A 23,814-nucleotide genomic window follows, 5' to 3' on the forward strand; every position below is an offset into this window, starting at 1 on the left:
GGTAGAGAAATAATTGTAATTTTGGCACAGTTTTAAACAATTTGTCACACTTGCATCTTTTATTAAGGTTTAAAACCTCTTATTTATTTCATGAAAAAACATTTGCAACACCCTATATTCTCTATCATTTCGGAAGAAGCCGATCAGCTAGGACAAGCCTGTTTCGTTATAGGCGGTTTTGTCAGAGATTTATTACTGAAAAGAAATTCACCGGACATTGATGTGGTCACTTTAGGCAGTGGTATTGAACTTGCCAAAAAAGTAGCGCGCAGAATTGGTCCCAAAACACCCGTCAGTGTTTTCAAAAACTTTGGTACAGCCATGCTAAAGTATCAGGAACTGGAAGTTGAATTTGTTGGAGCTCGAAAAGAATCTTACCAGCACGACTCCCGGAAACCCATTGTCGAAGACGGCTCTCTGGAAGACGATCAGAAAAGGCGCGACTTTACTATTAATGCACTGGCCATTTGTCTGAACAAGGACCAATTTGGAGAGTTGATTGATCCTTTTGGCGGAATTGAAGATTTGAAGAAAAAAATTATTCGCACTCCGCTGGATCCCTCCATCACCTTCTCCGATGATCCGCTTCGGATGATGCGTGCCATCCGTTTCTCAACCCAATTGAATTTTATAATTGAAGAAAAAACCCTCGAAGCAATTGCACAAAATAAGGACCGCATTAAAATTGTTTCCAACGAGCGAATCATTGAGGAGCTAAATAAGATTATTTTAGCCGACAAGCCCTCCAAAGGCTTTAAGCTACTGGAAAAAACCGGTTTATTGAAACTCATTTTCCCCGAGCTAAACCAGCTAAAAGGCCGTGAAGAGGTTAATGGCATTGGACATAAAGACAACTTCTACCACACCCTGGAGGTACTGGACCGCATTGTTCCAAATACCGATAACTTGTGGTTGCGCTGGTCAGCCCTGCTCCACGACATTGCTAAACCGCGCACCAAGAAATTTATTCCCGGTCAAGGCTGGACATTTCATGCCCACAACTTTATCGGAGCGAAAATGATTCCCGGCATTTTCCGCCGCATGAAGCTGCCCATGAACGAAAAAATGAAATACATCCAAAAGATGGTTTCCCTGCATATGCGTCCAATCGTTCTGTCGGAAGAAGAAGTCACGGATTCGGCCATACGCCGTCTGCTGTTTGAGGCCGGTGATGAAATTGACGATCTGATGACCTTGTGTGAAGCAGACATCACTTCGAAGAATGAGACCAAAGTAAAACGGTACCTCAAAAACTTCCAACTGGTTCGCGAAAAGCTAAAAGACCTGGAAGAGCGGGATCATATCCGTAACTTTCAACCACCGGTTTCCGGCGAAGAGATTATGGAGGTTTTCAATCTCTCCCCTTCCCGCGAGGTGGGTGATATAAAAAGTGCCATCAAAGAAGCAATTCTTGAAGGAGAGATTCATAACAACCATGACGAAGCCTTTGAATACATGATTAAAGTAGCGGAGAAAATGGGATTAAAACCAGTGAAAGAATAAAAATCTATAGGAATTCACCAGATACTCAAAGGAGAGCATTGTTAGCAATGATCTCCTTTGCTGTTCATAACAACAGTCTTCGGGTCGAAATTACACATCAATTCACCGATACATCAGGCGAAATCTTTTTCTTAGGCGAAGTCTAATTCGCTTGTTCCAGCTTTAACAATACAGGCAAATGATCGCTAAACCCACCATGGTATTTGAACCCAACATACGTCCGATTTAGTTTTTGACCTTTGAATTTGGCGTCAGCTTCAAGCAAGAAAGGTAATGTTACCGGCGCAGCAAATTCAGGACGTGTGTGCCACCCCTGAACTTTCAAAAGCTGATCAGAAACCAGTATTTGATCAAAAACCGTCCAGGCCTGGCGGTATTTTATCGTTCCTTGCTTCCACTTACTAGCCAGATTTATCAGCTCGCCATCGATAGCTAAGTTGTCTTTCCGCTTCGCTTGTAAACCATCCAGCAAACTTTTGTTTTGAGGCTGGTCATTAAAGTCCCCCATCACCACCACTTTGGGGTTCGGCTTTAAAAGCTGAATACCATCAATAGCCCCACGCAAAGTTTTTGCAGCCAACATGCGCTCGTTTTCTGTTTCGGCTTGACCTCCGTAACGCGAAGGCCAATGATTAAAAAACACATGAATCGTATCCCGCCCGGGTAATTGAAAAGTAGCTGACAAAATCTCACGGGTGGTCATTAGCCGCTGCTTACCATCATAAACAGGCCAATAGTAATAATCAACAGGCGTTATGCGATCCGACCGAAATAAAAGAGCAACATCAATTCCCCGCTCATCGGGCGAGTCTTTGTGAATCACCGAATAATTGTAATTCTTCAAAGGCGTTGTTTCCAACAACTTCTCAAGGACCTGGCTATTTTCAACTTCACACAAACCAATAATTTCCGGAGGCTCAAAACCGGCACTTGCCAAAATCACTTTGCTTAGCCGGTTAAGCTTCTCATAAAACCGTCTGTTGGTCCACCGCCGATCACCTTCCGGCAAAAATTCATCATCATTGGTCAATGAATCATTCACCGTATCAAAAAGGTTTTCAACATTGTAAAAAAGGATATGAATCGTAGATGGAGATTCTGACTGCCCGAAAAGGTTCCAACTAAAGATAAAATAAATCAACAAACACAGTCCAAGTTTGACCATGACAACGTTTTACCGGGCAACCTTCTCAATCCGCTCATAAGCGCCTAAATCCGGACCGGCATCATCGGTTCTCCCCTGATTCAGCAAGTCCAAAGGATACTGCTGGCCAATACGACGCAAACCAGCATCTTTAGCAGGGCTTAAAGTATCCAGTTCGAAGTTTAGCTTTTCGTAGGGATCTTTAAACTTAGGATCGATACCACGGAGAATTCCAGAAAAATAGTCCGGATCTGAAATATTAAAGGTGTCAGACACCTGCAGTAAGCAGTGATCAAAATTGTAGTTAAAACCAGCCTCATCTGATATACCTAGTTCCAGCTCGTTGCCCGAACTAATATTCCCGGTAATAATACTGTTTGCAAAATTGGCCTTTTCTAAATCACCCACATAGCTGACACTTTCGCCTGAAGACTGATCAATGATCAGCAAATTGGAAAGCACCAAAGAAGCTGACGAACGCGAAGTTCCGGAAAATCCGCCCCAATAGTTGGCAATGGTGGTATGGTAAAAATCGTATTCGCCTCCAACAAGCAAAGCGGCCGCATAAAAGCCGCAATTCGTGATCAAACAATTGTAGGCTTTAATTTTCGATTTAAGGGAAAAAATACCGGCATAAGCATGGTTGTAAATCTTTGTGTTGCCCAACTCTACCGACGCATAACCCTCATCTTCGATATTTCCAACCTGCAAGCCAATATTGGCATTTTTAATTTCAGCATAGTTAAACACATTGCCATGGCTTCCGGAGAACAGCAACAAGCCATTCCACTGGTCGGGCACATCCTGATAAACATCCTCCAAACGGTCGCCCTGAAAAACAATCGGTTGCCCAAACTCTCCCTGCGCTTTTATCCGGCCCCGAACATACAATCCGGCATTATCATGAAAGTAAATCTTTGCTCCAGGATCTATGGTCAACACTTCTCCGCTGTCCACATAGGCATAGTTATACACCAAATAAGGCTTATCCGCCGTCCAAGTCGTCGTTTTTATCCGAGCATCCCGTACCAGGTGAAAATCCTGCCCCCAAGCAACCAAATCAATATCCTGAAACGAAGCATTGGTCGTAAACTCGATGGAGTCCTGAACAACCATGGCCATGTTATTTCCCGTAGGATCAATGGTTACTTCAACAAAAATGTAAATACTGTCTTGGGGAGGAATCTCCAAATCAAACACTTCATTTTCGGCGATCCCGTTAACATTCAGGCGAAACTTCGATTCATCGCCTTTTGCCAAACGAACCGACGAAATTAATAATTTCTGATCGTAGGGGTTATAAACTTTAAGATGTTGGGTGGTTGAACCGATTGATGTGAAAATGGTGTCAAACATGACCGTATCAGCAGAAAACGCTAACTGCACCTCATTGATAGAAACGTACTTCTCGTCCTCGCATGAAATAACCACTACAAGAATTAAAAGCCCAATGATTATGTGTAGTATTTTTTTCACAAGCTGTTTTAGGTTAAACGCCAAAAAGATTGCTAATAGTATTTCAAAAGTACGAAATGATTTTTACAAATTTTAACATTTTTAACAATCAGTGGGTTCATTTCTTCTCTGAACTAAAAATTAGCCCCAAAAGCATAAGTAAACCATTCAATATCAGTAACTCAAAACCAAACTCATATCCGTTAAATAATTGTTTCGAAAAACGGGCTATTAAAAATGTAAGCACTGGCGCTCCAACGGCAATGAATGGCACCAGGCGATCACGCACTTTTCGTTGAAATAAAATGGCAAAAACAAATAAGCCCAGAATGGGGCCGTAGGTATAACTTGCAGCTTTAAAAAGGGCAATAACCACGTTTTCGTCGTTTATAATATGAAAAATAAGAATGACCAGAACCAATAATCCAGAGAATCCTAAATGAATCCATTTCCGATACTTCATTTTAGCATTATTCTTCAGTTGATCCATCTGAAGGAAATCAATTGAAAAGGCCGTTGTCATTGAAGTCAGGGCGGAATCGGCACTGGAAAACGAAGCCGCGGTAATTCCAAGTAAAAAGGCAATAGCCACCGCACCTCCCAAATGATTCAATGCCAACATCGGATACAAATCATCTCCGGCATTGGACACATCAATTCCGGAATGCGAAGCAAATTGGTAGAGCATGGTCCCCAAGCTCATAAAAAGCATTACAATAAACACAAACAGCACACTGAAAACCAGCATGTTTTTCTGCGCTTCCCGCTTCGATTTGCAAGTCAGGTTTTTCTGCATCAAATCCTGATCCATCCCATTGATGGCCAGGGTCATGAAAATGCCGGCTACAAATTGTTTCCAGAAATAATTTGGCGATCGCCAGTCCCAAAAGAATACCTGCGACATATCGCTATGGTAAACCCGGCTGAAGATACCGGCGGTGCTGTCCTGCATATCCAAGCGACTAATCGTAAAGATCGTCAACAAAACAGCCAGCACCAAAAAGGTCGTCTGCAAGGTATCGGTCCACACAATAGTTTTTATCCCCGCCCGGTACGTGTAAATCCAAATCAAAAACACCGTAATGCAGACATTCGCCCAAAATGGTATTCCGAAAGCGCCAAAAAACGCATACTGCAAAACCACCGCCACCAGGTAAAGCCGAAAAGCAGCACCAATCAATTTTGAAATCAGGAAAAAGAACGAAGCTGTTTGATGACTTAAGCTTCCCATCCGCTCTTCTAAAAAGGAATAGATGGAAATCAGTTTCAGACGATAGTAAAAAGGCAACAACAGAAAAGCTACCAGCCAGTACCCAACTAAATTTCCAAAAACAAACTGCAAATACGAAAAGGCAGAGTTTCCCACTTCAGCCGGCACGGAGATAAAGGTTACGCCCGACAAGGTAGCCCCCAGCATTCCGTAGGCCACCAAATACCAGGGAGAAGATTGATTGGCATTGAAGAAAGTGAACTGGTCGGCATGGCGCGAAGTAAGCCATGAGACAAGCATGAGCAAAATAAAATAGCCTACAACAATAGCCAGCGCCAAATAAGAATCCATGCCAATTAGTTGAAGTCGGGGTAAATTAAATAGTTCTTCCGGATGGTGTTGTAGGCATCCAGTTCTTTTTGCCAGCCTTTTTCAATAGTCTCCAGGCTCTTCCCGGCCCGAATTTCTTTTAACAGTTCGTCGGTTCCGGCCAGCAGGTTAAACCAGCGCTCACGGGTTAAAAATTCACACTTATCCTCAAACTTATGGTAGAAATCCAAAAAGTATTTCAACGTAAACGTTTCATCAAGCGGGGCATTGCGAAGGTCAACGCCATAACATAGTTTGCCCAGTTGCTTCGGATTTTTAGACATCCCTTCAATGCTTTCAGGGGTAAACTGAAAATCGCCCATTCGCTCATCCGGATAACCAATAACCTGAAACGGGAAATAGGTTCCGCGCCCAATGCTGGCACTGGTTGCTTCAAAAAAACACAAGGAAGGGTATAAGCGTATGGATTGGTCATTGGGCAAATTAGGAGATGGTTTTACCGGCAAAGAGTAAGGCATGTCATGCGTGTAGTTAGCCACCGGAACAACCGTCAGGTCGCAGGCCACCTCATTTTCCAGCCAGCCTTCGCCATTCATCATTTGAGCCAACTCACCAACCGTACAGCCATGCACTACCGGTATGGGGTGCATCCCTACAAAGGATCGAAATTCAGGCTTTAAAACCGGGCCGGCAATGTAATCGCCATTGGGGTTGGGGCGGTCAAAAACAAAAAGCGGTTTGTTATTTTGGGCACAAGCTTCCATTACATAATGCATGGTGCTGATGTAGGTGTAAAACCGCACCCCCACATCCTGAATGTCAAAAATCAAAACGTCCAAATCGGCCAACTGATCGGCTCGCGGTTTTTTGTTTTCCCCGTAGAGCGAAACCACCTCAATACCGGTTTTAGGATCACGCTGATCAGCGACCACTTCTCCGGCATCCGCATTTCCACGAAACCCGTGTTCAGGACTAAACACGCGCTTTACAGCAAGCTTATTATTCAGTAAAAAATCGAGTAAATGCAACTCGCCAACAGTTGAAGTGTGGTTACAAACCAAGCCAATGGTTTTGCCTTCCAACTGAGATAAGTACAAATCCGTTCGTTCTGCACCGGGCTGAATTTCCTGGGCTGAAGCCTGACAACCGATCAGAAATAATAACATCCAAACAATACGCATAATAAATAATCGTTCTATTCATCACGAAGTTAAGAAAACATCAGATATAACAAACCGCATTTTAGCATTCCTCAATCTTTGCTAATTTTGCTCCTTGAAATTCTAGAAATATGCAAATCCTAAACCGGCTTCTCGTTACGATGCTATTGGGCTGTTATGCCCTGGGAAGTTATTCTCAAAATAATCCCGCTTTCTTAAATTACCTGCAAGATCCCTGGGTCAACAGCACCCTGAAGGACATGACTCTGGATGAAAAAATCGGTCAGCTTTTCGTTGCCCAGGTTTATTCTAAACAAGCGCTTTCCGAGCAAAGTCCGCTATATGAGAAAATCTCGAAATACCACATTGGGGGCCTGATTTTCATGCAGGGAACGCCGGCCAACCAACTGAAAATAACCAATCAACTGCAGAAGCACAGCAAAATTCCGTTGCTGGTAACCATGGATGGCGAATGGGGGCCGGGGTTTCGTCTGACCGGAGCTCCCAAATACCCGGTACAAATGGCTTTGGGCGCCATTCAAAACGACAGCCTGATTTACCGCATGGGCTATGAAATCGGGAGCCAGATGAAACGCATTGGTGTTCATGTCAACTATGCTCCCGTGGCTGATGTTAACAACAACCCGGCCAACCCGGTAATCAACTACCGGTCGTTTGGTGAAGCCCCGGAGAATGTTGCCCGAAAAACCTGGCTTTATGCCAAAGGAATGCAGGATGCCGGCGTACTGGCAGTCGCCAAGCACTTTCCCGGGCATGGAGATACACAAACTGATTCGCATTTGGGTATGCCGGTTATTAAACATGACTTTGAACGGCTGGAACGGGTGGAGCTGTATCCGTTCAAACAACTGATAGAAAACGGAATTGGTGGCATTATGACCGCCCACCTGCATGTAGAGGCTTATGATCCTGAATCTGATATTCCGGCCTCACTGTCCCAAAACGTCACCCAAAACAAGCTCATTGATGATCTTGGCTTTAAGGGGCTGGTGATTACTGATGCCATGAATATGCACGGCGTAAGCAAACAGTTTTCGGATGGAGAAGCTACCGTACGAGCGCTGCTGGCAGGCAACGACCTGCTGGAAATTGTTCCCAACCTGCCGGTTCGAATTGAGGCGGTTAAGAAAGCCATCGCCGAAGGGCGGCTAACAGAGAAAGCCATCAATCAAAAATGCCGAAAAGTGCTGGCTCTGAAAAAATGGCTTCAGCTGGACCATTTCCAAGAGGCCAGCCCCAATAAGCTGGAGACCGACTACGCCAATCCGCAATACCAGCTGACCAAACGCCTGCTACATGAGCAATCGTTAACCCTGCTAAAAAATGAAGGACAACTTCTCCCTCTGCAACGTTTGGACACTTTGGAAATAGCGGCCTTCTCCATTGGAACCGATAAAGAGACCCACTTTCAGCGCATGCTGGCCAACTACATGAAAGTTGACTTTTTCAACCTGCCTAAGAACGCGACTTCTCAGGATGTTGCTAAACTGAAGTCCAACCTGAATGGCTACAACTTAATCATCACCGGAATTCACGATATGCGTTTGAGTGTCTCCGGCAACTACGGTTTAACCCCCGTCATTAACGAAGCCTTGGAAGCCCTTTCACAAAAGCCGCAAATCGTCGTTCTGTTTGGAAATCCGTATGCGCTAAACCATCTCAGCAAAGCCAAAAATTCTCAGGGCATCTTAGTCACTTACCAGGAAAACCAGATAACCCAGGAATTGGCTGCTCAGGCCATTTTTGGAGCCATCGATGTTAACGGAAAGCTCCCGGTAAACGTCAACGATACCTTCCAGTTGAACCAGGGAATTGAGCTAAAAAGAAATGACCGTTTTAAGTACACCATTCCCGAGGAGGTAGGCATATCCTCTTCCAATTTAAAATCCAAGGTTGACAGTATTATCCATCTTGGATTAGAAGAAGAAGCTTTTCCCGGATGCCAGGTCTTGATAGCCAAAGAGGGCAAAATCATTTTTCATGAGTGCTATGGCTACTTTACCTACCAGCAAAAAAGGCCCGTTCAAAAGACGGATATCTACGATTGGGCTTCCCTGACCAAGATTACGGCACCATTGCCGGCACTGATCAAACTGTATGGTGAAAGAAAATTCAACCTGGACTTGCCCTTCTCGTTTTATTGGCCCGACTTTAGAAATACCGACAAAGCAAAAATGACAAGCCGTGAGATTTTGGCTCACCAGGCACGGCTGAAATCCTGGCTTCCGCACTACCGAAACACCCTTCGAAAAAACGGGAAACTGAAATCTTCTGTTTTCAAAGATCATCCCACAGCCATGTTCAACCTGCGGGTGGCTTCAAACCTCTATATGAACCAGAATTACATCAATAATATATACAGTGAAATCCGGGATTCAGAATTGCTTCCGCGCAAAAAATATACTTATTCGGAATTGGCTTTTTACTTGTTCCCCCGTATCATTGAGGATCTCACACATACAGATTACGAAGAGTATATCCGCACCCAATTCTACGCCCCTCTTGGTGCCAATTCGGTAACCTACAATGCCTATAAACATTTCCCCGTAAATCAGATTGTGCCCACCGAACAGGATGATTCTTTTCGCAAGGAGCTGCTTCAGGGGTTTGTACATGATGAAGGTGCATCGATGATGGGGGGCGTTTCGGGTAATGCCGGGCTATTTGGCACAGCGACCGATGCTGCAAAAATCATGCAGATGTACCTGCAATACGGGCGGTATGGAGGCCAACAACTGCTTGACTCCTCCAGTGTGCGTGAATTCACACGCATTCAATTTCCGGAAAATGACAACCGGCGTGGACTGGGCTTTGACAAACCCTACATCGACAACCATAAAAATAAACTGAAAGACGCCTACCCTGCTGTTGATGCCAGTGCCGATAGTTTTGGTCACAGCGGCTTTACCGGCACTTTTGCCTGGGCCGACCCCAAAAACAAGCTCTTGTTCATTTTCTTTTCCAACCGTGTTTACCCCACGCGGAACAATCCCAAACTATTCCAGCTGAATATTCGTCCGGCCCTGCATCAAGCCATCTACGATAGTCTGAAGTAACCCATTCGTCAGAAGCCTGTTACTTCTATTAAACAACTACTCTAAAGTTGATTTTCAATTGTTAAATCGATCGGAACAATTGCTAAAAAATGTTAAAATGTTCTTTAACACCCAAGCCCTTATAAATCAATTTGGAATACTCACAATGCGCTCCAATTGAAGCTTTCCTTCAAATAAAAATGTTTACCGTCCTTTAAAAATTTGCAAAAGATTTCAAACGCATATATAACTTAATCCGTAAACCTATATTATTAGATTATTAATTTTAACTTTAAGGGGAGTTTAAACGAATTTATTTAATAACCTATAAAATTTTACTGCCATGGATAAAAAAATCACTTTTAACGAATTGCGTAAAATTAAAGACAGTTTACCTGACGGTTCAATTCGCCAAATAGCACAGGAGTTTGATATCGAAGTGGAAACCGTCAGGAATTATTTTGGAGGTGCAAATTATGACCGTGGAAAATCAGTAGGGCTTCATATCGAACCAGGTCCCAACGGGGGAGTAGTATTAATTGACGACACAAAAATATTAGAACGCGCACAACAACTTATTGCAGAGCAGGTTCATTAAAAAACATTTAAAACATTATATTTAGGCTGCCTTATTTCGATAAGGCAGCTTTTTTTTCACCCTCTAAATTCAAAAATTATGACTCGAAACCTAAGCCTGCTAATTGTCTTAGCATTAAGCCTGAGTTTAAATGCTCATGCACAAAAAATGAAAGCGGTATTCAACGGTAAAAACCTCTCCAACTGGGAATTTTTTATTGGTACTGCCCTTACCGGCTTTGATGACCTGAAGGAAAAAGCCACTCCCAAAAGCACATTTTCCGTGGTAGAGCAAAACAACGAAAAGCTGCTTCGGATTTCCGGAGATGTAAACGCCTCCATTGCCACCAAAAAAGCCTATAAAAATTACCACTTTCGCATGGAATTCAAATGGGGCGACGACGTATACACCACTCGAAACAGCGGCTTACTTTACCACAGCGTGGGTGACTTTGGCGCTGGATTAGACACTTGGATGAGTTCCATTGAACTGCAACTCATGCATGGCAATATTGGTGATGCCTATATGATGGGCGATCCGTATGCTGAAATTCCGGTTCAAAAAGAAGGGGACAAACTGGTTTACGCGGCCAATGGAGACCGGCTGGCCTTTGGAAATGACCAGGAAGGCGGCAAAATTGCCCGTAAAAATTCGAACCAGGAAAAAGCGGTTGGAGAATGGAATGTAATTGACCTTTATTGCATTGGACAGAAAGCCATTCATGTGGTAAATGGCGTAAAAGTGATGGAATGCGACAATACCGGCTTGTTGGTAAACGGCCAGGTTCAGCCACTCAGCAAAGGGAAAATTCAGATCCAGTCAGAAGGCGGCGAATTGTTTATCCGCAAAGCTGAAATCAGAAACATCAAATCGTTTCCGGACAATCTATAGTCCGACAAACTGCTCGCCCCTTTGGGGCTAAAACCAGACAAATATTAGCCTGCAGTATCCAAGGCAAGGCTTGAAGCAAATAAAAAGAGGGATCAAAATTTGATCCCTCTTCAAGTCCGAATATAATTCAAAACTCAAATTCCACGCAAACTCTGCATGGGTTTATTTAACAAGCTTGAATTCAACTCTACGATTCTTTGCACGTCCTTCTTCAGTATTGTTCGAAGCAACCGGCTGAGATTTTCCTAAAGGAACAACTTTTACAATCCGGCTGGCAGCAATACCTTTTTCAACCAGGTACGTTCTTGCAGCATTCGCCCGACGCTCTGAAAGCTTCATATTGTAAGCTTCTGTTCCAATTTCATCTGCGTGTCCATACAATTCCACAGAATATTCGCTGTGGTCTTTCATCGTTTTAATCACCTCATCCAAACCAGCTTTAGCTGATGAAGTCAGGCTACTCTTATCAAATTCGTAATGAATGGCCTCTGGATTGGTAGCAACAACCGGACAGCCATTATTATCTGCCGGGCCAGCTTCAGTCGGACAATCATCTTCTTCGTCTACTACACCGTCACCATCGCGATCATAAGGACAACCATTGCGGTCTACTTTATATCCACGAGGAGTATCCGGGCATTTGTCATCTTTGTCGGCAACACCGTCACCGTCACTGTCAGGACATCCAGCAAGTTCTTTCACTCCGGCAACATCCGGGCAAAGGTCATCTTTATCAGCAACGCCATCGCCATCACGATCCGGGCATCCGTTCAAAGCAATCTCTCCGACTTCAGTTGGGCAGTCATCTTTGTAATCTGGGACACCATCACCATCGGTATCAATAGGACATCCATTCTTGTCAACAGCAACTCCTTGTGGCGTATTGGGACAGTCATCCTTGCGATCAGGAACACCATCACCATCAGCATCCTTCGATTTTCCGAAGCTAATTTCAATACCTCCAACTCCTTTCCAGAAGCTTTCAGTAAACGTTCCTTCATCTCTTGCTTTCTCACCTCTTAAGCCTTCAATAAATCCGGCTTCAGCAAATAATGAAACAGAAGGGCTCAATGGAAATTTAAAACCTAAACCAGCATCCCAGTTCAATCCTTCTGTTTTGTTGTCCATAATAATACCAGGACCACCATACAAGTAAGGCTGAACACTGCTGTTTTCTTTGAAAATATAACCGTTATTAAACTTGTATCGCAAGTTCAGGAAAGACGCAGAATAATCCAAGGTACTTGAAATTTCGCTGTTAGCAATTCCCAGGTTATTCAAAAGCATCAAGTCAAAAGAAGGGCTTAACCACCGACTCAGATAAAACTCCGTTGCCAGTCCTGTTCCTTCAAGCGTGTTTCCATAATACGCTCCGGCTCCCAGGCCTAATCCCCACTTTTTATCGCGGTTTTGTGCATGTGCTGTTTGAAAAAGCACTCCTACTGTTAAAATTAAAAGTAATTTTCTCATAATAAATTGATCATTGTTTTTAATTGTTTGTTTATCTCGTTTTGCGTGGACCAATGCATACAAAAGGCCATAACGCAATATTATTTTTTATAGTATGAAGGTCACTCCCAGTTTTCCACCGGAAAAAGCATTACCTCCCCCAAATTCAAGGTTGACTCCAACCTTCTCCGAGAAATAATATCGACCTCCAACCTGGGCACCAAGTCCCAAATCCGAAGAATGAGAACCGCCATACCCTTTCGGAGAATTCCAGATGTAAAATCCCAAGTTTAATCCAGCGTAAAAGTCCCACTCCGAAGGAAGTTCCAATACCCGGTTAAAATGATAATTCCCGTTTCCGGAAATGCCAAGCACCGAATGGTCATAGTTCACATTGGCATAATTGTCGTTGTACGAACGATAAGAAAGCTCTCCTCCAATGGTGATATCTTCATGCACCCCATAGTCTAACCCAACATACAAAGGAACTCCCCAGGAAGATAATCCCACTCCCACATTCAACTGCGATTCTCCCTTGGCAATTGGCGCCTGCCCAAATAGTAATTGACTAAAAAACACAAAAGACAGAATGAGTATTTGTTTTTTCATGGCTATTATTTTTAAGAATATGATTTTCATTGGCGTTTTAAGTTCCGGATTTGCCTTCTCCTCCAAGTCTCCCTGTACTGACCACATGCCTTAACTAAGGCTTCGTTCCGAATTTAAATGCGTTCCGGAAACGGGCACAAAGCCGAAGTTACTGTAACCAATAAACACCAGAAAAGTTCCGAAAAAACACCACGCTATATTCATAACTAATTTATTGCGCATCAATTCTTTTCGAACAAAAAATTCGAGCACAAAAATCCGTAGATTTTAACTACCACGCACACTACCTCCCTTTACAATATCTATACGCCAATCCATACAACATCTATACACACGCTACAACCACCTATAAAACAAGTCAATAAAAATGGAAATTGACATAAAAGATGAAATAACATCGGCTACTTTATTTTAGCCCGAAAATAGAAGACTAAAAAAGCACTGTTCTTCTCAGAAATTTTTTGATTTTATACATATTTATGATAAATTTATAGGATAAATAAAACCATTACTATTATAAAGCAACCTATCCTCAACTAGAAAATAATGGGAACAATCAGTCTATTGCTATGTTCCCTAATAAAAAATCTAAACCATGCACGAATGAGCAATAAAAAAATAATGCTTGTTGATGATGAGCCTTTAAACCTAAAGCTCTTTCAAAATATGCTGAAGGAGAATGATTTTCAGATCATCACAGCATCTAACGGGCAGGAATGCCTTGATCAGGTTCAGGTGGCTGCTCCTGATTTGATTTTGATGGACTGGAACATGCCCGTACTTGATGGGCTTGAAACATTAAAACGCTTGAAGCAGAACGAGCACACCAAAGACATTCCCGTCTTGATGATTACCGGTGTGATGACTTCATCGGAAGATTTGGCTTTGGCCATGAATAGTGGTGCAATCGATTTTCTGAAAAAACCCTTTGAAAAACTGGAGCTGAATGCCCGGGTCAAAAACATCATCTTGCTGTCGAGCACCCTAAAAATCCTAAAGGCCCACAACCATTCGCTGGAAGATAAAAGCATCTTCATTTCCTCCCTGCTCGAAAGCATTCCGCATCCGGTGATTTATTGTTCGCTGGAAGGAATCTTGCTCATGTGCAACCATTTTTTCGAGCAACTCATTGAAAAAGACAAGGCCGAATTGCTGGGAAAATCTGTCTACCGGCATTTCCTGAGCGACGAAATTGGATACCATGTCCAAAAAGATATTGAACTCATTCAGAATGGCGTTGCCATAGCCTATGAAAAAAATGGTTTTCCGGGAGATAAAACATTTATTATCTCAAAAAATGTTGTACTTGACAGCCACAACCAACCTTTAGGGATTATCACGGCTTTCACTGACATTTCAGAGCTAAAAAAGGCCAACGAAGAGAATATCAACAACAAAAAAATTGAATTGATCTCGAGCACACTAAAACTGATGCACCTCAACGAGATGAACACCAGCCTGATCAACGATTTGGAAAAAGTACTGCCCCATGCCACCAAAGAAGGTCAGGAACAAATTCGAAAGATGACCGGCAAGTTCAAAATGAACATGGCCGAGCAGATCTGGAATGATTTTGAAGCCCGCTTTGAGAGTGCTTTCGATTCCTTTTACCGCATCCTGCTGGAACGCTTTCCAAACCTAACACCCAACGAGCGCAAATTGTGCGCCTTGTTACGCTCTGGTTTTTCATCCAAAGACATTGCTGTCCTTACCTTTCAAAACCCGCAAAGTGTTGATGTAGCCCGCTACCGTTTGCGAAAAAAGCTAAACCTGGTAAATGATGAAAACCTGACCGATTTTCTTCTTTTGATTGACAAACAACAAACTGACAAACAACCCATTACCACTGAAGTATAGATAAAGTATAGTTCTCCAATTGATTTTCCTGCTGGAATATTTCGATTTTTGCAAAGCAAAATTCGAAAACAGTTAAAGGACGATTCCGGAAATGTCAAAATTAAAACTCCCAAAACGCCTGCTTACAGTAACCCTGTTGATGGTCTTAACTCTGATTCTGATTGTTGGAGTAATCATTAGCCTAATTAATGAAAAAGCCCAAATTCAGTCAGCACTAAATCTATCTCAGCAAAACCGAGAACAGCTTCTGAAAACAGAAAGCGTTACCGAATCGCTTTTGTTGCTGGAAGCCCGCTTTCAAGAGTATTGCATTACTTTTGAGCCACAAGCTTTTGAAGCCTACAAGTTGCATGTTCAGACGCTCTCTGAAAATATCCGGCTATTACAGCAAGCTTTCGCGAATATGTCTGCTGAAGAAAGTGACCACATTACGGGTATCCTGGATGAAAAAACCAAAGAAACTGACATTTATGTCCGGCTACGACAAATTACCGATTCCTTGATTTTTTCAGTCGCCGATCTGGAAGCACAGCAAACCAATCCGGGAAAGTACTCCCCACTCCTGGCTGAAGGACGGGTAGACACAATCAGCATTTCAGAAACACGGGAGAGTCATAAAAAAGGCTTGCTGGGAAAAATAAAAACGGCCCTCGTTGGTGAAAAAGTCCAGGAGCGTGTCAATACCAAACTTCTGGTGCAGTCTCCACAAAGCCAGCCTGGAACAACTCCAAACCAACAAACAACCAGCCTGAGTCCAAGTTCCGGCAATATGAAAGAGCTGGTTCAAAAAACGTATAAGCTCAAAGAAAGTGAACTCAAACTTATTGCCATTAACAATAGTCTAATTGCTGAAATTCATCAACTCATTGATGAGATAAAAAACAGCATTCGGGCTCAGGAGGCCAAGCAGAATAATTCATTTCTAGTTTCAGTAAGAAGCTCAACCGATTTTTTACAAAACATTCTGATTGCACTTATGTTGCTAGCCTGTATTCTAGCTGGCTACATTCTTTTGCTTGCCTTTAAAAACGATCGTTTTCAGGAACACATTGTTAATCTAAACCAAAAGGTAACCAAGGATTCTCTGCAAAAAGACAAGTTCTTCTCCATTGTTAGCCACGATTTGATGAACCCGTTCAATGCACTTCTGGGTTTCAGTGAAATGCTGAATGAATCAGCAAAAAAAGGAAACAAAGAAGACACCAGTGAATACGCATCAATTGTTCACCAATCTGCCAAACGAATTTTTAACTTGCTTCAAAACCTTTTAGTTTGGACAAGAATGCAGAATGGTAAAACCAAGTACGCTCCAAAGACTGAAAAAGTTGAAGAGCTCGTTTCGGACACCATGCTAATTGTTGCTCCGATTGCTCAAAATAAACAAATCAAACTCGAATGGGATGTGGAAAAAGAAATTACAGCCAAACTCGATTCAAATATGATCGGCTCTGCACTCCAGAACCTGGTTACAAATGCCATCAAATTCACAGAAAACGGAGGAAGCGTAAAAGTTACAGCAACAACGGAGCCTGACAATCTAAACTTTGTGGTTGCTGACACAGGAGTCGGCATGTCATCAGAACAAGTTGAGAACCTTTTCAAACTCGATAAGAACTCTTCTTCAAGAGGAACAAATGATGAAGTAGGAACAGGTCTTGGCTTAATCATTGCCAAGGAATTTATCGACTTTCATCAAGGGAAAATTTGGGCCGAGAGCAATTTAGGAAAAGGAAGCAAATTCTGCTTTTCCATTCCTCTTAGTTAATTATTTTTTATTGAGTATGACCAATTGGTAGCGTAAGCTACTTTCGTTCTTCAAGAATATTTGATACTTTTACTGCATCTCGTTGGGGGTGTCTGCCAATAGGCGGGCTGAGATTATACCCCGGAACCTGAAATGTATAATAACAGCGGAGGGAAACGAGGATTGTATTTCAATTGACGATTAATTGAACGCTAAATACAAGCCGTTTCGCATTTCTGCGGAGCGGCTTTTGTTTTATAAAAACATTAGCGGCAAGATTCGTTCGTTCCCAAAAACAAATGTCATGATCAATTCAAAATCAATTTATGCTGATTTAACAGCCTTAAGAAAAAACGTCCCCTTGGTCCATAACATCACCAATTTTGTGGTTATGAATAATACAGCCAACGCCTTGCTTGCAATTGGTGCCTCCCCGGTGATGGCTCACGCCATTGAGGAAGTTGCCGATATGGTCGGAATTGCCTCTTCATTAGTCATCAACATGGGAACCTTAAACCCACAATGGGTTGACGGCATGCTTCAGGCTGGAGCTGCTGCCAAGCAAAAAGGAATCCCTGTTGTTTTCGATCCGGTTGGTGTAGGCGCTACTCCTTATCGGAATCAAGTAGCAACCCAAATTATAGCCACAAGCCAACCAACCATTATCCGCGGAAATGCCTCCGAAATTATGGCTTTGGCAAAAGAAAATATAGCCACAAAAGGAGTCGATAGCACCATCGCTGCCGATTCAGCTTTAGAAGCCGCCAAGCGCTTGGCCAATCAAACCGGAGCAGTTGTGGTCATTAGCGGAGTGGAAGATTTTATCACCAATGGCGAACAAGTCATTTCCATCAAAAATGGCAGCACGCTCATGCCCAAAGTAACCGGCATGGGCTGTACAGCATCGGCCATCACCGGAGCCTTTGCCGCAATCAACGAAAATGCACTTCAGGCCGCAGCTCATGCGATGGCCATAATGGGAATTGCCGGTGAATTATCAGCAGCTAAAGTTGCCGGTCCTGGAAGTTTACAAACCGTCTTCATTGACACCTTGTATCAACTTTCCGAAGAAGAAATTACCAACACCTTTATCAATTAACTATGATTCCTTTTGATTTAAGCCTCTACCTGGTAACCGATCGCGATTTGTCGAAAGGAAGGCCATTGGAATACATTGCTGCCGAAGCAGTGAAAGGAGGCGTCACCATGGTTCAGCTCCGCGAAAAAGACTGCTCATCCCGCGACTTTTATGAGCTTGGAATTCGGTTAAAAAGGTTACTCAAACCACAGAATATTCCGCTCATCATTAACGACCGCCTAGACATCGCCTTGGCCATTGATGCTGATGGGTTGCACATTGGACAAAGCGATTTGCCTTGCGAGATTGCCCGGCAATTTCTGGGGAAAAATAAAATTCTGGGGCTATCAGTAGAAACCATTCAACAGGTTGAAGAAGCCAATGCTTTAGATATCGACTACATCGGAATTTCGCCCGTATTTGCCACCCCGACCAAAACAGATACGTTCACCCCATTTGGGCTCGAAGGCGTAAAAGCCAGCTGTGCATTATCCAAACATCCTGCTGTAGCCATTGGCGGAATAAACCTTGAAAACACCGCGGAGATCATTGCCAAAGGAGCTGACGGAGTTGCTGTTGTTTCGGCCATCTCGTCAGCAGATAGTCCCATGAAAGCCGCAGCATCATTAAAAAAATTAATTGTAAAAAAATAAAGCTATGAAATGGAGTAAAGAAGCCTGGGAAACCTGTACCCCAGTCTATAACCAAATATTAAAATTACCTTTTTTGAACGAACTGATGGAAGGAACACTTCCAAAGGAAAAGTTCTTTTTTTACTTACAGCAGGATGCTTTTTACCTTGCCGAGTATGGAAAAATTTTAGCAGGCATTGCCGCAAAACTTGACTGCAAAGAGTGGCGCGAAGATTTTCTTTCATTCTCTTCAGATACCGTCACCGTAGAACAAGCCTTGCACGAATCGTACCTAAAAGGAGCAAGCGGAGAAGCAACGCCTTCTCCAACCTGCACGCTTTACACCGGACATATGCACCAACAGCTGGCCAGCGGATCGGTTGAAAATGCCTTAGCTGCTGTATTGCCTTGCTTCTGGGTTTACAAAGAAGTGGGTGATTATATCCTCGCTAACCAAACGAAAGGAGCAAATCCTTACCAGGAATGGATCAATACTTATGGTGGAGAAGAGTTTGCTCTTGCCGTAAAAAAGGCAGTTGCCATTTGCGATGAAGCTGCGCAAAACGCAACACCAGCAAAACGCAAGGAAATGACCAGAGCTTTTGAGCTGTCCTTTAAAATGGAATGGATGTTTTGGCACAGTGCCTGGCAGCAAGAGCAATGGCTTGTTTGACAGAATAATTAATGAATTCTAGAGGCATCAAAACTGAGGATAAAAGAAACCCATGGAATTAAAAGAAATAGGAGAATTCGGTTTTATCGAACGTTTTTCACCCGAGTTTAAATCGCTGCTGACCAAAAATGTATTTGGCATTGGTGATGATTGCGCCATTCTACCAATGAATGACACTGAAGACCTACTGGTCACCACCGATATGCTGATTGAGGATATTCACTTTTTGCGTGAAAAAATCACCCCTTGGCAATTGGGCTACAAATCGGTTGCTGTTAACCTGAGTGATTTAGCTGCGATGGGAGCAACGCCAATTGGGACTTTTCTATCCATCGCCATTCCTCCGGGAGTCGATGTTGAATACCTGGATAAACTGATGAAAGGCTACCACGCCATTTCGGATCGCTACCAAACTCCACTTTTAGGAGGTGACACCACCAAATCCGTTAAACATTTGGCCATTAATGTTTGTGCCATTGGGAAGTGCCCCAAAGGGAAGGCTAAGTTACGTTCTGGCGCACAAGCAGGCGATGTGGTTTGTGTTACCGGCTCATTGGGTGATTCGGCAGGTGGGCTGCAGGTTCTGCTCAACCAGCTGGAATCAAACGAGGATACGGATTACCTTTTGAAAAAACATCATCAGCCAGAGCCCAGGATTGAACAAGGAGAAGCCTTAGTCAACCTTAACGGGGTGCATAGTATGATGGACATTTCGGATGGAATTGCCTCCGACCTCAAACATATCCTGAAGGCTTCTGGTAAAATGGCCAAAATTGATTTGCAGCAGCTGCCGATCTCCGACCAACTGAAGCGAGTGAGTCAGGAGCAAAACTGGCAGCCGGAAGAATTAGCAATTGGTGGTGGCGAAGACTACGAATTGCTGTTCACCCTCGAAGCCAACCAACTTGAGTCATTACAAGGGCTGTTTCAAAAACAGTTTGGCCAAACCGTTTTCCCAATCGGTGTCATTGAAGAAGGAGAGCCAGAAATTCACTGGTTCAAAGAAGGAAAAGAAGTTCAATTCGGGAAAACCGGTTTTAATCATTTTCAATAATTTCTAAATCGTAATAATGAACTATAAACGAGTTTTAAGCATTGCCGGAAGTGACCCCAGTGGTGGTGCCGGCATTCAGGCTGACCTAAAGGCAATTTCAGCCTGTGGCTGTTTTGCAACAACAGCTATCACCGCCATTGTTGATGAAAACACGGTTGGAGTTTATGGCGTCCACCCTGTCCCAATCGATTTTGTAAAAGGACAGATAAAATCAGTTTTGGAAGATGTTGGAACTGATGCCATAAAAATTGGTATGTTGCACTCTTCGGAACTCATTCGTGCTGTTAAAGAGTCAATCCTGCCACACCAGGTCAACAATATTGTTCTGGATCCGGTTATGGTAGCTACCTCTGGCGACAAACTTCTACAAGACGAAGCCATTGCAACCTTACAACAAGAGCTGATTCCAATGGTGCGGGTAATCACCCCCAATATTCCGGAAGCAGAAATCTTGTCCGGCCTAAAAATCAACCAGCAAGCTGATTTGAAAAAAGTTGCCAAGGCCTTATCCTGCCAGCAAACCGTTTCCGTTTTGCTCAAAGCAGGACACTTAACGGATGATGAGCTTATCGACGTGTTTTACAATGCTGAAACGGATGAGTTTCTGGAGCTTTCATCAAAACGGATCAATACCCGGAACACGCACGGAACAGGCTGCACCTTTTCTTCGGCATTGGCCGCTTTCCTGGCTAAACAAGAATCGCTGAACGATGCAGTGACTCATGCAAAACAGTACATCAATCAAGCCATTGAAAAAGGAGCTGCCTACCAAATCGGCAAAGGCAACGGGCCTGTTCATCATTTCCACAACCTTTGGAAAGAAGAACCACAATTGGTTTGACACCATGCCCAAAGGCAAAAAAAAAGCGGAGTGAAAATCCATTCACTCCGCTTTTGCTTTATCTTTTTGTCCGCTTGCGTTTGGCCCTTGGCTGGTCCATGGCGGTTTTCTTTTTCTTCTTAATTTTCGGAACCGACACGCGCTCTTCGCCCGTCACTCGGTCAACCTCCAAAGAATGGCCATCCAATGAAGACTGGTTCATCGATTGAATCAATTCCTTTTCAAAACGACTATCGATCTCGAAGAAGGAGAATTTACGTTGAATATCGATTTTGCCAATTTCAACATTTTTCCGTTTCGAGTGCTCATTAATCAAGCCTAACAGGCGTGAAGCATTCAGGTTTTGCTTTTTACCCGCATTGATAAACAGGCGGCTAAAGTTCATTCCATTGTCGTTGTAGTCATTTCCACGATCACCACGCCGGCCACGCTTATCTCCACCCTTGCGTTCCTGTCCGCGAACGTTCAGGTCCGGTGCATTTTTATAGTATGCTAAGAAGCGGTTAAATTCAGCCGAAACAAATCGCTTGAGTATTTCCTCGCTGTTCAATCCTTCAAACTTCGCCATAATGGCCGGCATGTAAGGATCAATTTTAGAGTCATTCACTTCAACCTGCGCTACTTTTTCTGCCAGGTGCATCAACTGAACTTCACAGATTTCTTCTCCTCCCGGAACGTCTTTCCGCTCGAAGCGCTTATTGAAGATTTTCTCAATATGTCTCAGTTTTCCGGTTTCACGCATGTGTAAAATAGAAACTGAGATTCCACTTTTCCCAGCTCTACCGGTACGTCCACTACGGTGAATGTATGCTTCCGGATCATCGGGCAAGCTGTAGTTAATAACATGGCTCAGGCTATTCACATCAAGCCCACGTGCTGCCACGTCGGTTGCTACCAACATCTGCAATTGCCCCGTACGAAAACGGTTCATCACATAATCGCGCTGTGCCTGCGACAAGTCGCCATGCAAAGCATCCGCATTATAACCATCTTCCATCAGCTTTTCTGCCACATCGCGTGTTTCCATACGAGTACGACAGAAAACAATAGCATAACAGTTGGGGTAGTTGTCAGCCACTCGTTTCAAAGTAGCATATTTATCTTTGGCCTGAACCACGTAATAATGATGCTCCACATTTGCGGCACCTTCATTTTTACGCCCTACTGAAATTTCCTCAGGAGAATGTAAATATTTGTTGGTCATGTTGGAAATCTCACGAGGCATGGTCGCCGAAAAAAGCAGGGTTTGCTTGATGGCCGGTGTTTCTGCTAAGATTGCATCCAACTCTTCCTTGAAACCCATGTTTAGCATTTCATCCGCCTCATCCAATACCATCCATCGAATCTGACTAACGTTTAACACCTTACGGCGAATCAAGTCATGTACACGCCCGGGGGTTCCTACAACCACCTGGCCGCCACTGCGCAACTCACGAATTTGCTTACTGATATCGGCACCACCATAAACGGCAATGTTTTTAAAACCACGTAGGTTCTTGGAAAAAGCATCCAAATCGCGACTAATCTGCAAACACAGCTCGCGCGTTGGGCACAAAATCAAAGCCTGAATATCTTTTTTAGTCACATCACAATTGTGAAGAACAGGCAAACCAAAAGCAGCTGTTTTTCCCGTACCTGTTTGCGCTAAAGCAATCAAGTCGTTTTTGTTATTGATAAGATGTGGAATTGTTTTCTCCTGAATAGGAGTAGGTTGCTCAAAGCCCATTTCTGAAATGGCGCTAAGCAGTTCGGGTTTGAGACCCGTCTGTTCAAATGTCATCATTGTATTTATTTAACCGAAAAGCAACACGCTTTCCGAACCCAATAAGCACTGATGACAATAAAATTTACTTTTCAATACACCCCTATGCCACCGATGCCAAAAATTGAGCTGCAAAGATAGGTTAATTTTCCAGACCTGGCTCCCGCGGCTTCCTCATGTAAATTTCCTGTTAAGGCACACAAATACAAACCACACCAAACAACTACAGCAGAACACATTACAAAAAACAAAACAATAACCAACAAACAACGACCAGACTGCTAAATCATCAATTATTGCATTTTATGGAAGGCTTGGAAGCCCTCAGAAAGTCAGTAACCCGATTCAAATTGAAAAACTTTGAACCAACCGCCAACAAAAAAGACAGACAAAAATCTATGCTGAAATAATTCAGCAAACCAAATGCTTTGGAATTAAGTTTATATCCTTAGTTTTGATCTAAAGAAGTTGAAATGACCATTGTACTCGTTGCCCTTTGTGTTTTTATTTTGAATATCCCTTTTGGCTACCTTCGCTCCAAGCACAAAAAGTTCAGCCTGATGTGGTGGCTTTATATTCACATTCCGGTTCCCTTTGTCATATTGCTCCGCATATACAGCGATATTGGCTTTGCTTTTTACACCTATCCGATTCTTGTTGGTGCATTTTTTGCCGGCCAACTGACTGGAAGACTCTGCTTTGCCCCACGATCAAAAAACTAAGTCAGCAGTACGTTTTATCGCCTGTTGCTACCCATAAGGCCAGTCATTTTTCGGCATACCAAATCCG

General features: G+C 43.3%; 19 protein-coding genes and 1 riboswitch. Of the genes, 12 read left to right on the forward strand and 7 right to left on the reverse strand.

Features of this window, described 5'->3' with window-relative positions:
* Positions 1-90 precede the first annotated feature (90 nt).
* Complete coding sequence (locus Q1A18_RS10595; RefSeq protein WP_299579393.1) at positions 91-1,503, forward strand: HD domain-containing protein; 1,413 nt, start codon at positions 91-93, stop codon at positions 1,501-1,503.
* 142 nt (positions 1,504-1,645) lie between these two features.
* Here the strand turns inward: Q1A18_RS10595 and Q1A18_RS10600 are convergent, their stop codons facing one another.
* The 4 genes from Q1A18_RS10600 to Q1A18_RS10615 form a co-directional block, all read right to left on the reverse strand.
* Positions 1,646-2,668: an endonuclease/exonuclease/phosphatase family protein gene (locus Q1A18_RS10600; protein WP_299579396.1), complete on the reverse strand. Its 1,023-nt coding sequence runs from the start codon at positions 2,666-2,668 to the stop codon at positions 1,646-1,648.
* Between the two features lie 9 nt (positions 2,669-2,677).
* Complete coding sequence (locus tag Q1A18_RS10605) at positions 2,678-4,123, reverse strand: hypothetical protein (RefSeq protein ID WP_299579399.1); 1,446 nt, start codon at positions 4,121-4,123, stop codon at positions 2,678-2,680.
* A gap of 97 nt (positions 4,124-4,220) precedes the next feature.
* A complete protein-coding gene (locus tag Q1A18_RS10610) occupies positions 4,221-5,663 on the reverse strand; it encodes a sodium:solute symporter (protein ID WP_299579402.1) in 1,443 nt (480 codons plus the stop codon).
* Positions 5,664-5,668: 5 nt separating this feature from the next.
* Positions 5,669-6,823 carry a DUF1343 domain-containing protein gene (locus Q1A18_RS10615; RefSeq protein ID WP_299579405.1) on the reverse strand — a complete coding sequence of 385 codons (1,155 nt, stop codon included), beginning with the start codon at positions 6,821-6,823 and terminating at the stop codon, positions 5,669-5,671.
* Between the two features lie 110 nt (positions 6,824-6,933).
* Between Q1A18_RS10615 and Q1A18_RS10620 the strand changes: the two genes are divergently transcribed.
* The 3 genes from Q1A18_RS10620 (at position 6,934) to Q1A18_RS10630 (ending at position 11,326) form a co-directional block, all read left to right on the forward strand.
* Positions 6,934-9,879, forward strand: a complete 2,946-nt coding sequence (locus Q1A18_RS10620; protein WP_299579407.1) for a glycoside hydrolase family 3 N-terminal domain-containing protein — start codon at positions 6,934-6,936, stop codon at positions 9,877-9,879.
* A gap of 322 nt (positions 9,880-10,201) precedes the next feature.
* Positions 10,202-10,456 (forward strand): DNA-binding protein, encoded by a 255-nt coding sequence (locus Q1A18_RS10625; RefSeq protein ID WP_053186667.1) that lies wholly within the window; start codon positions 10,202-10,204, stop codon positions 10,454-10,456.
* A 78-nt stretch (positions 10,457-10,534) separates the two neighbouring features.
* Positions 10,535-11,326, forward strand: a complete 792-nt coding sequence (locus tag Q1A18_RS10630; RefSeq protein ID WP_299579417.1) for a DUF1080 domain-containing protein — start codon at positions 10,535-10,537, stop codon at positions 11,324-11,326.
* 162 nt (positions 11,327-11,488) lie between these two features.
* Here Q1A18_RS10630 and Q1A18_RS10635 read toward each other — a convergent pair whose 3' ends face one another.
* The gene (locus tag Q1A18_RS10635; RefSeq protein ID WP_299579420.1) at positions 11,489-12,796 is read right to left on the reverse strand and encodes an OmpA family protein; all 1,308 of its coding nucleotides are present in this window, start codon (positions 12,794-12,796) and stop codon (positions 11,489-11,491) included.
* An 87-nt stretch (positions 12,797-12,883) separates the two neighbouring features.
* Positions 12,884-13,384 (reverse strand): outer membrane beta-barrel protein, encoded by a 501-nt coding sequence (locus tag Q1A18_RS10640; RefSeq protein WP_299579423.1) that lies wholly within the window; start codon positions 13,382-13,384, stop codon positions 12,884-12,886.
* A 603-nt stretch (positions 13,385-13,987) separates the two neighbouring features.
* Between Q1A18_RS10640 and Q1A18_RS10645 the strand changes: the two genes are divergently transcribed.
* The 7 genes from Q1A18_RS10645 to thiD all read left to right on the forward strand — a co-directional run bounded on the left by Q1A18_RS10645 (position 13,988) and on the right by thiD (position 21,263).
* Positions 13,988-15,241 (forward strand): response regulator, encoded by a 1,254-nt coding sequence (locus Q1A18_RS10645; protein WP_299579426.1) that lies wholly within the window; start codon positions 13,988-13,990, stop codon positions 15,239-15,241.
* A gap of 91 nt (positions 15,242-15,332) precedes the next feature.
* A complete protein-coding gene (locus tag Q1A18_RS10650; RefSeq protein ID WP_299579429.1) occupies positions 15,333-17,006 on the forward strand; it encodes a HAMP domain-containing sensor histidine kinase in 1,674 nt (557 codons plus the stop codon).
* Between the two features lie 74 nt (positions 17,007-17,080).
* Positions 17,081-17,177, forward strand: a riboswitch (TPP riboswitch).
* A gap of 112 nt (positions 17,178-17,289) precedes the next feature.
* Positions 17,290-18,084 carry a hydroxyethylthiazole kinase gene (gene thiM / locus Q1A18_RS10655; protein ID WP_299579433.1) on the forward strand — a complete coding sequence of 265 codons (795 nt, stop codon included), beginning with the start codon at positions 17,290-17,292 and terminating at the stop codon, positions 18,082-18,084.
* A gap of 2 nt (positions 18,085-18,086) precedes the next feature.
* Complete coding sequence (thiE, locus tag Q1A18_RS10660; protein WP_299579436.1) at positions 18,087-18,716, forward strand: thiamine phosphate synthase; 630 nt, start codon at positions 18,087-18,089, stop codon at positions 18,714-18,716.
* Between the two features lie 4 nt (positions 18,717-18,720).
* The gene (locus tag Q1A18_RS10665) at positions 18,721-19,368 is read left to right on the forward strand and encodes a TenA family protein (RefSeq protein WP_299579439.1); all 648 of its coding nucleotides are present in this window, start codon (positions 18,721-18,723) and stop codon (positions 19,366-19,368) included.
* Between the two features lie 52 nt (positions 19,369-19,420).
* Positions 19,421-20,422 carry a thiamine-phosphate kinase gene (gene thiL / locus Q1A18_RS10670; protein ID WP_299579442.1) on the forward strand — a complete coding sequence of 334 codons (1,002 nt, stop codon included), beginning with the start codon at positions 19,421-19,423 and terminating at the stop codon, positions 20,420-20,422.
* Between the two features lie 16 nt (positions 20,423-20,438).
* Positions 20,439-21,263: a bifunctional hydroxymethylpyrimidine kinase/phosphomethylpyrimidine kinase gene (thiD, locus tag Q1A18_RS10675; protein ID WP_299579445.1), complete on the forward strand. Its 825-nt coding sequence runs from the start codon at positions 20,439-20,441 to the stop codon at positions 21,261-21,263.
* A gap of 58 nt (positions 21,264-21,321) precedes the next feature.
* Here the strand turns inward: thiD and Q1A18_RS10680 are convergent, their stop codons facing one another.
* A complete protein-coding gene (locus tag Q1A18_RS10680; protein ID WP_299579448.1) occupies positions 21,322-23,046 on the reverse strand; it encodes a DEAD/DEAH box helicase in 1,725 nt (574 codons plus the stop codon).
* A 452-nt stretch (positions 23,047-23,498) separates the two neighbouring features.
* Here Q1A18_RS10680 and Q1A18_RS10685 point away from each other — a divergent pair, with 452 nt between their 5' ends.
* Positions 23,499-23,747 carry a hypothetical protein gene (locus tag Q1A18_RS10685; RefSeq protein ID WP_299579451.1) on the forward strand — a complete coding sequence of 83 codons (249 nt, stop codon included), beginning with the start codon at positions 23,499-23,501 and terminating at the stop codon, positions 23,745-23,747.
* Positions 23,748-23,814 lie beyond the last annotated feature (67 nt).

It is taken from the genome of uncultured Sunxiuqinia sp., assembly GCF_947495665.1.
Classification (GTDB): domain Bacteria; phylum Bacteroidota; class Bacteroidia; order Bacteroidales; family Prolixibacteraceae; genus Sunxiuqinia; species Sunxiuqinia rutila.

Bases quoted from the DNA above. Each gene is read 5' to 3' on its own strand.
- Q1A18_RS10595 (WP_299579393.1), top strand. From the start codon at position 91: ATGAAAAAACATTTGCAACACCCTATATTCTCTATCATTTCGGAAGAA.
- Q1A18_RS10600 (WP_299579396.1), bottom strand. From the start codon at position 2,668: ATGGTCAAACTTGGACTGTGTTTGTTGATTTATTTTATCTTTAGTTGG.
- Q1A18_RS10610 (WP_299579402.1), bottom strand. From the start codon at position 5,663: ATGGATTCTTATTTGGCGCTGGCTATTGTTGTAGGCTATTTTATTTTG.
- Q1A18_RS10615 (WP_299579405.1), bottom strand. From the start codon at position 6,823: ATGCGTATTGTTTGGATGTTATTATTTCTGATCGGTTGTCAGGCTTCA.
- Q1A18_RS10620 (WP_299579407.1), top strand. From the start codon at position 6,934: ATGCAAATCCTAAACCGGCTTCTCGTTACGATGCTATTGGGCTGTTAT.
- Q1A18_RS10625 (WP_053186667.1), top strand. From the start codon at position 10,202: ATGGATAAAAAAATCACTTTTAACGAATTGCGTAAAATTAAAGACAGT.
- Q1A18_RS10630 (WP_299579417.1), top strand. From the start codon at position 10,535: ATGACTCGAAACCTAAGCCTGCTAATTGTCTTAGCATTAAGCCTGAGT.
- Q1A18_RS10635 (WP_299579420.1), bottom strand. From the start codon at position 12,796: ATGAGAAAATTACTTTTAATTTTAACAGTAGGAGTGCTTTTTCAAACA.
- Q1A18_RS10640 (WP_299579423.1), bottom strand. From the start codon at position 13,384: ATGAAAAAACAAATACTCATTCTGTCTTTTGTGTTTTTTAGTCAATTA.
- Q1A18_RS10645 (WP_299579426.1), top strand. From the start codon at position 13,988: ATGAGCAATAAAAAAATAATGCTTGTTGATGATGAGCCTTTAAACCTA.
- Q1A18_RS10650 (WP_299579429.1), top strand. From the start codon at position 15,333: ATGTCAAAATTAAAACTCCCAAAACGCCTGCTTACAGTAACCCTGTTG.
- thiM (WP_299579433.1), top strand. From the start codon at position 17,290: ATGATCAATTCAAAATCAATTTATGCTGATTTAACAGCCTTAAGAAAA.
- thiE (WP_299579436.1), top strand. From the start codon at position 18,087: ATGATTCCTTTTGATTTAAGCCTCTACCTGGTAACCGATCGCGATTTG.
- Q1A18_RS10665 (WP_299579439.1), top strand. From the start codon at position 18,721: ATGAAATGGAGTAAAGAAGCCTGGGAAACCTGTACCCCAGTCTATAAC.
- thiL (WP_299579442.1), top strand. From the start codon at position 19,421: ATGGAATTAAAAGAAATAGGAGAATTCGGTTTTATCGAACGTTTTTCA.
- thiD (WP_299579445.1), top strand. From the start codon at position 20,439: ATGAACTATAAACGAGTTTTAAGCATTGCCGGAAGTGACCCCAGTGGT.
- Q1A18_RS10680 (WP_299579448.1), bottom strand. From the start codon at position 23,046: ATGATGACATTTGAACAGACGGGTCTCAAACCCGAACTGCTTAGCGCC.
- Q1A18_RS10685 (WP_299579451.1), top strand. From the start codon at position 23,499: ATGACCATTGTACTCGTTGCCCTTTGTGTTTTTATTTTGAATATCCCT.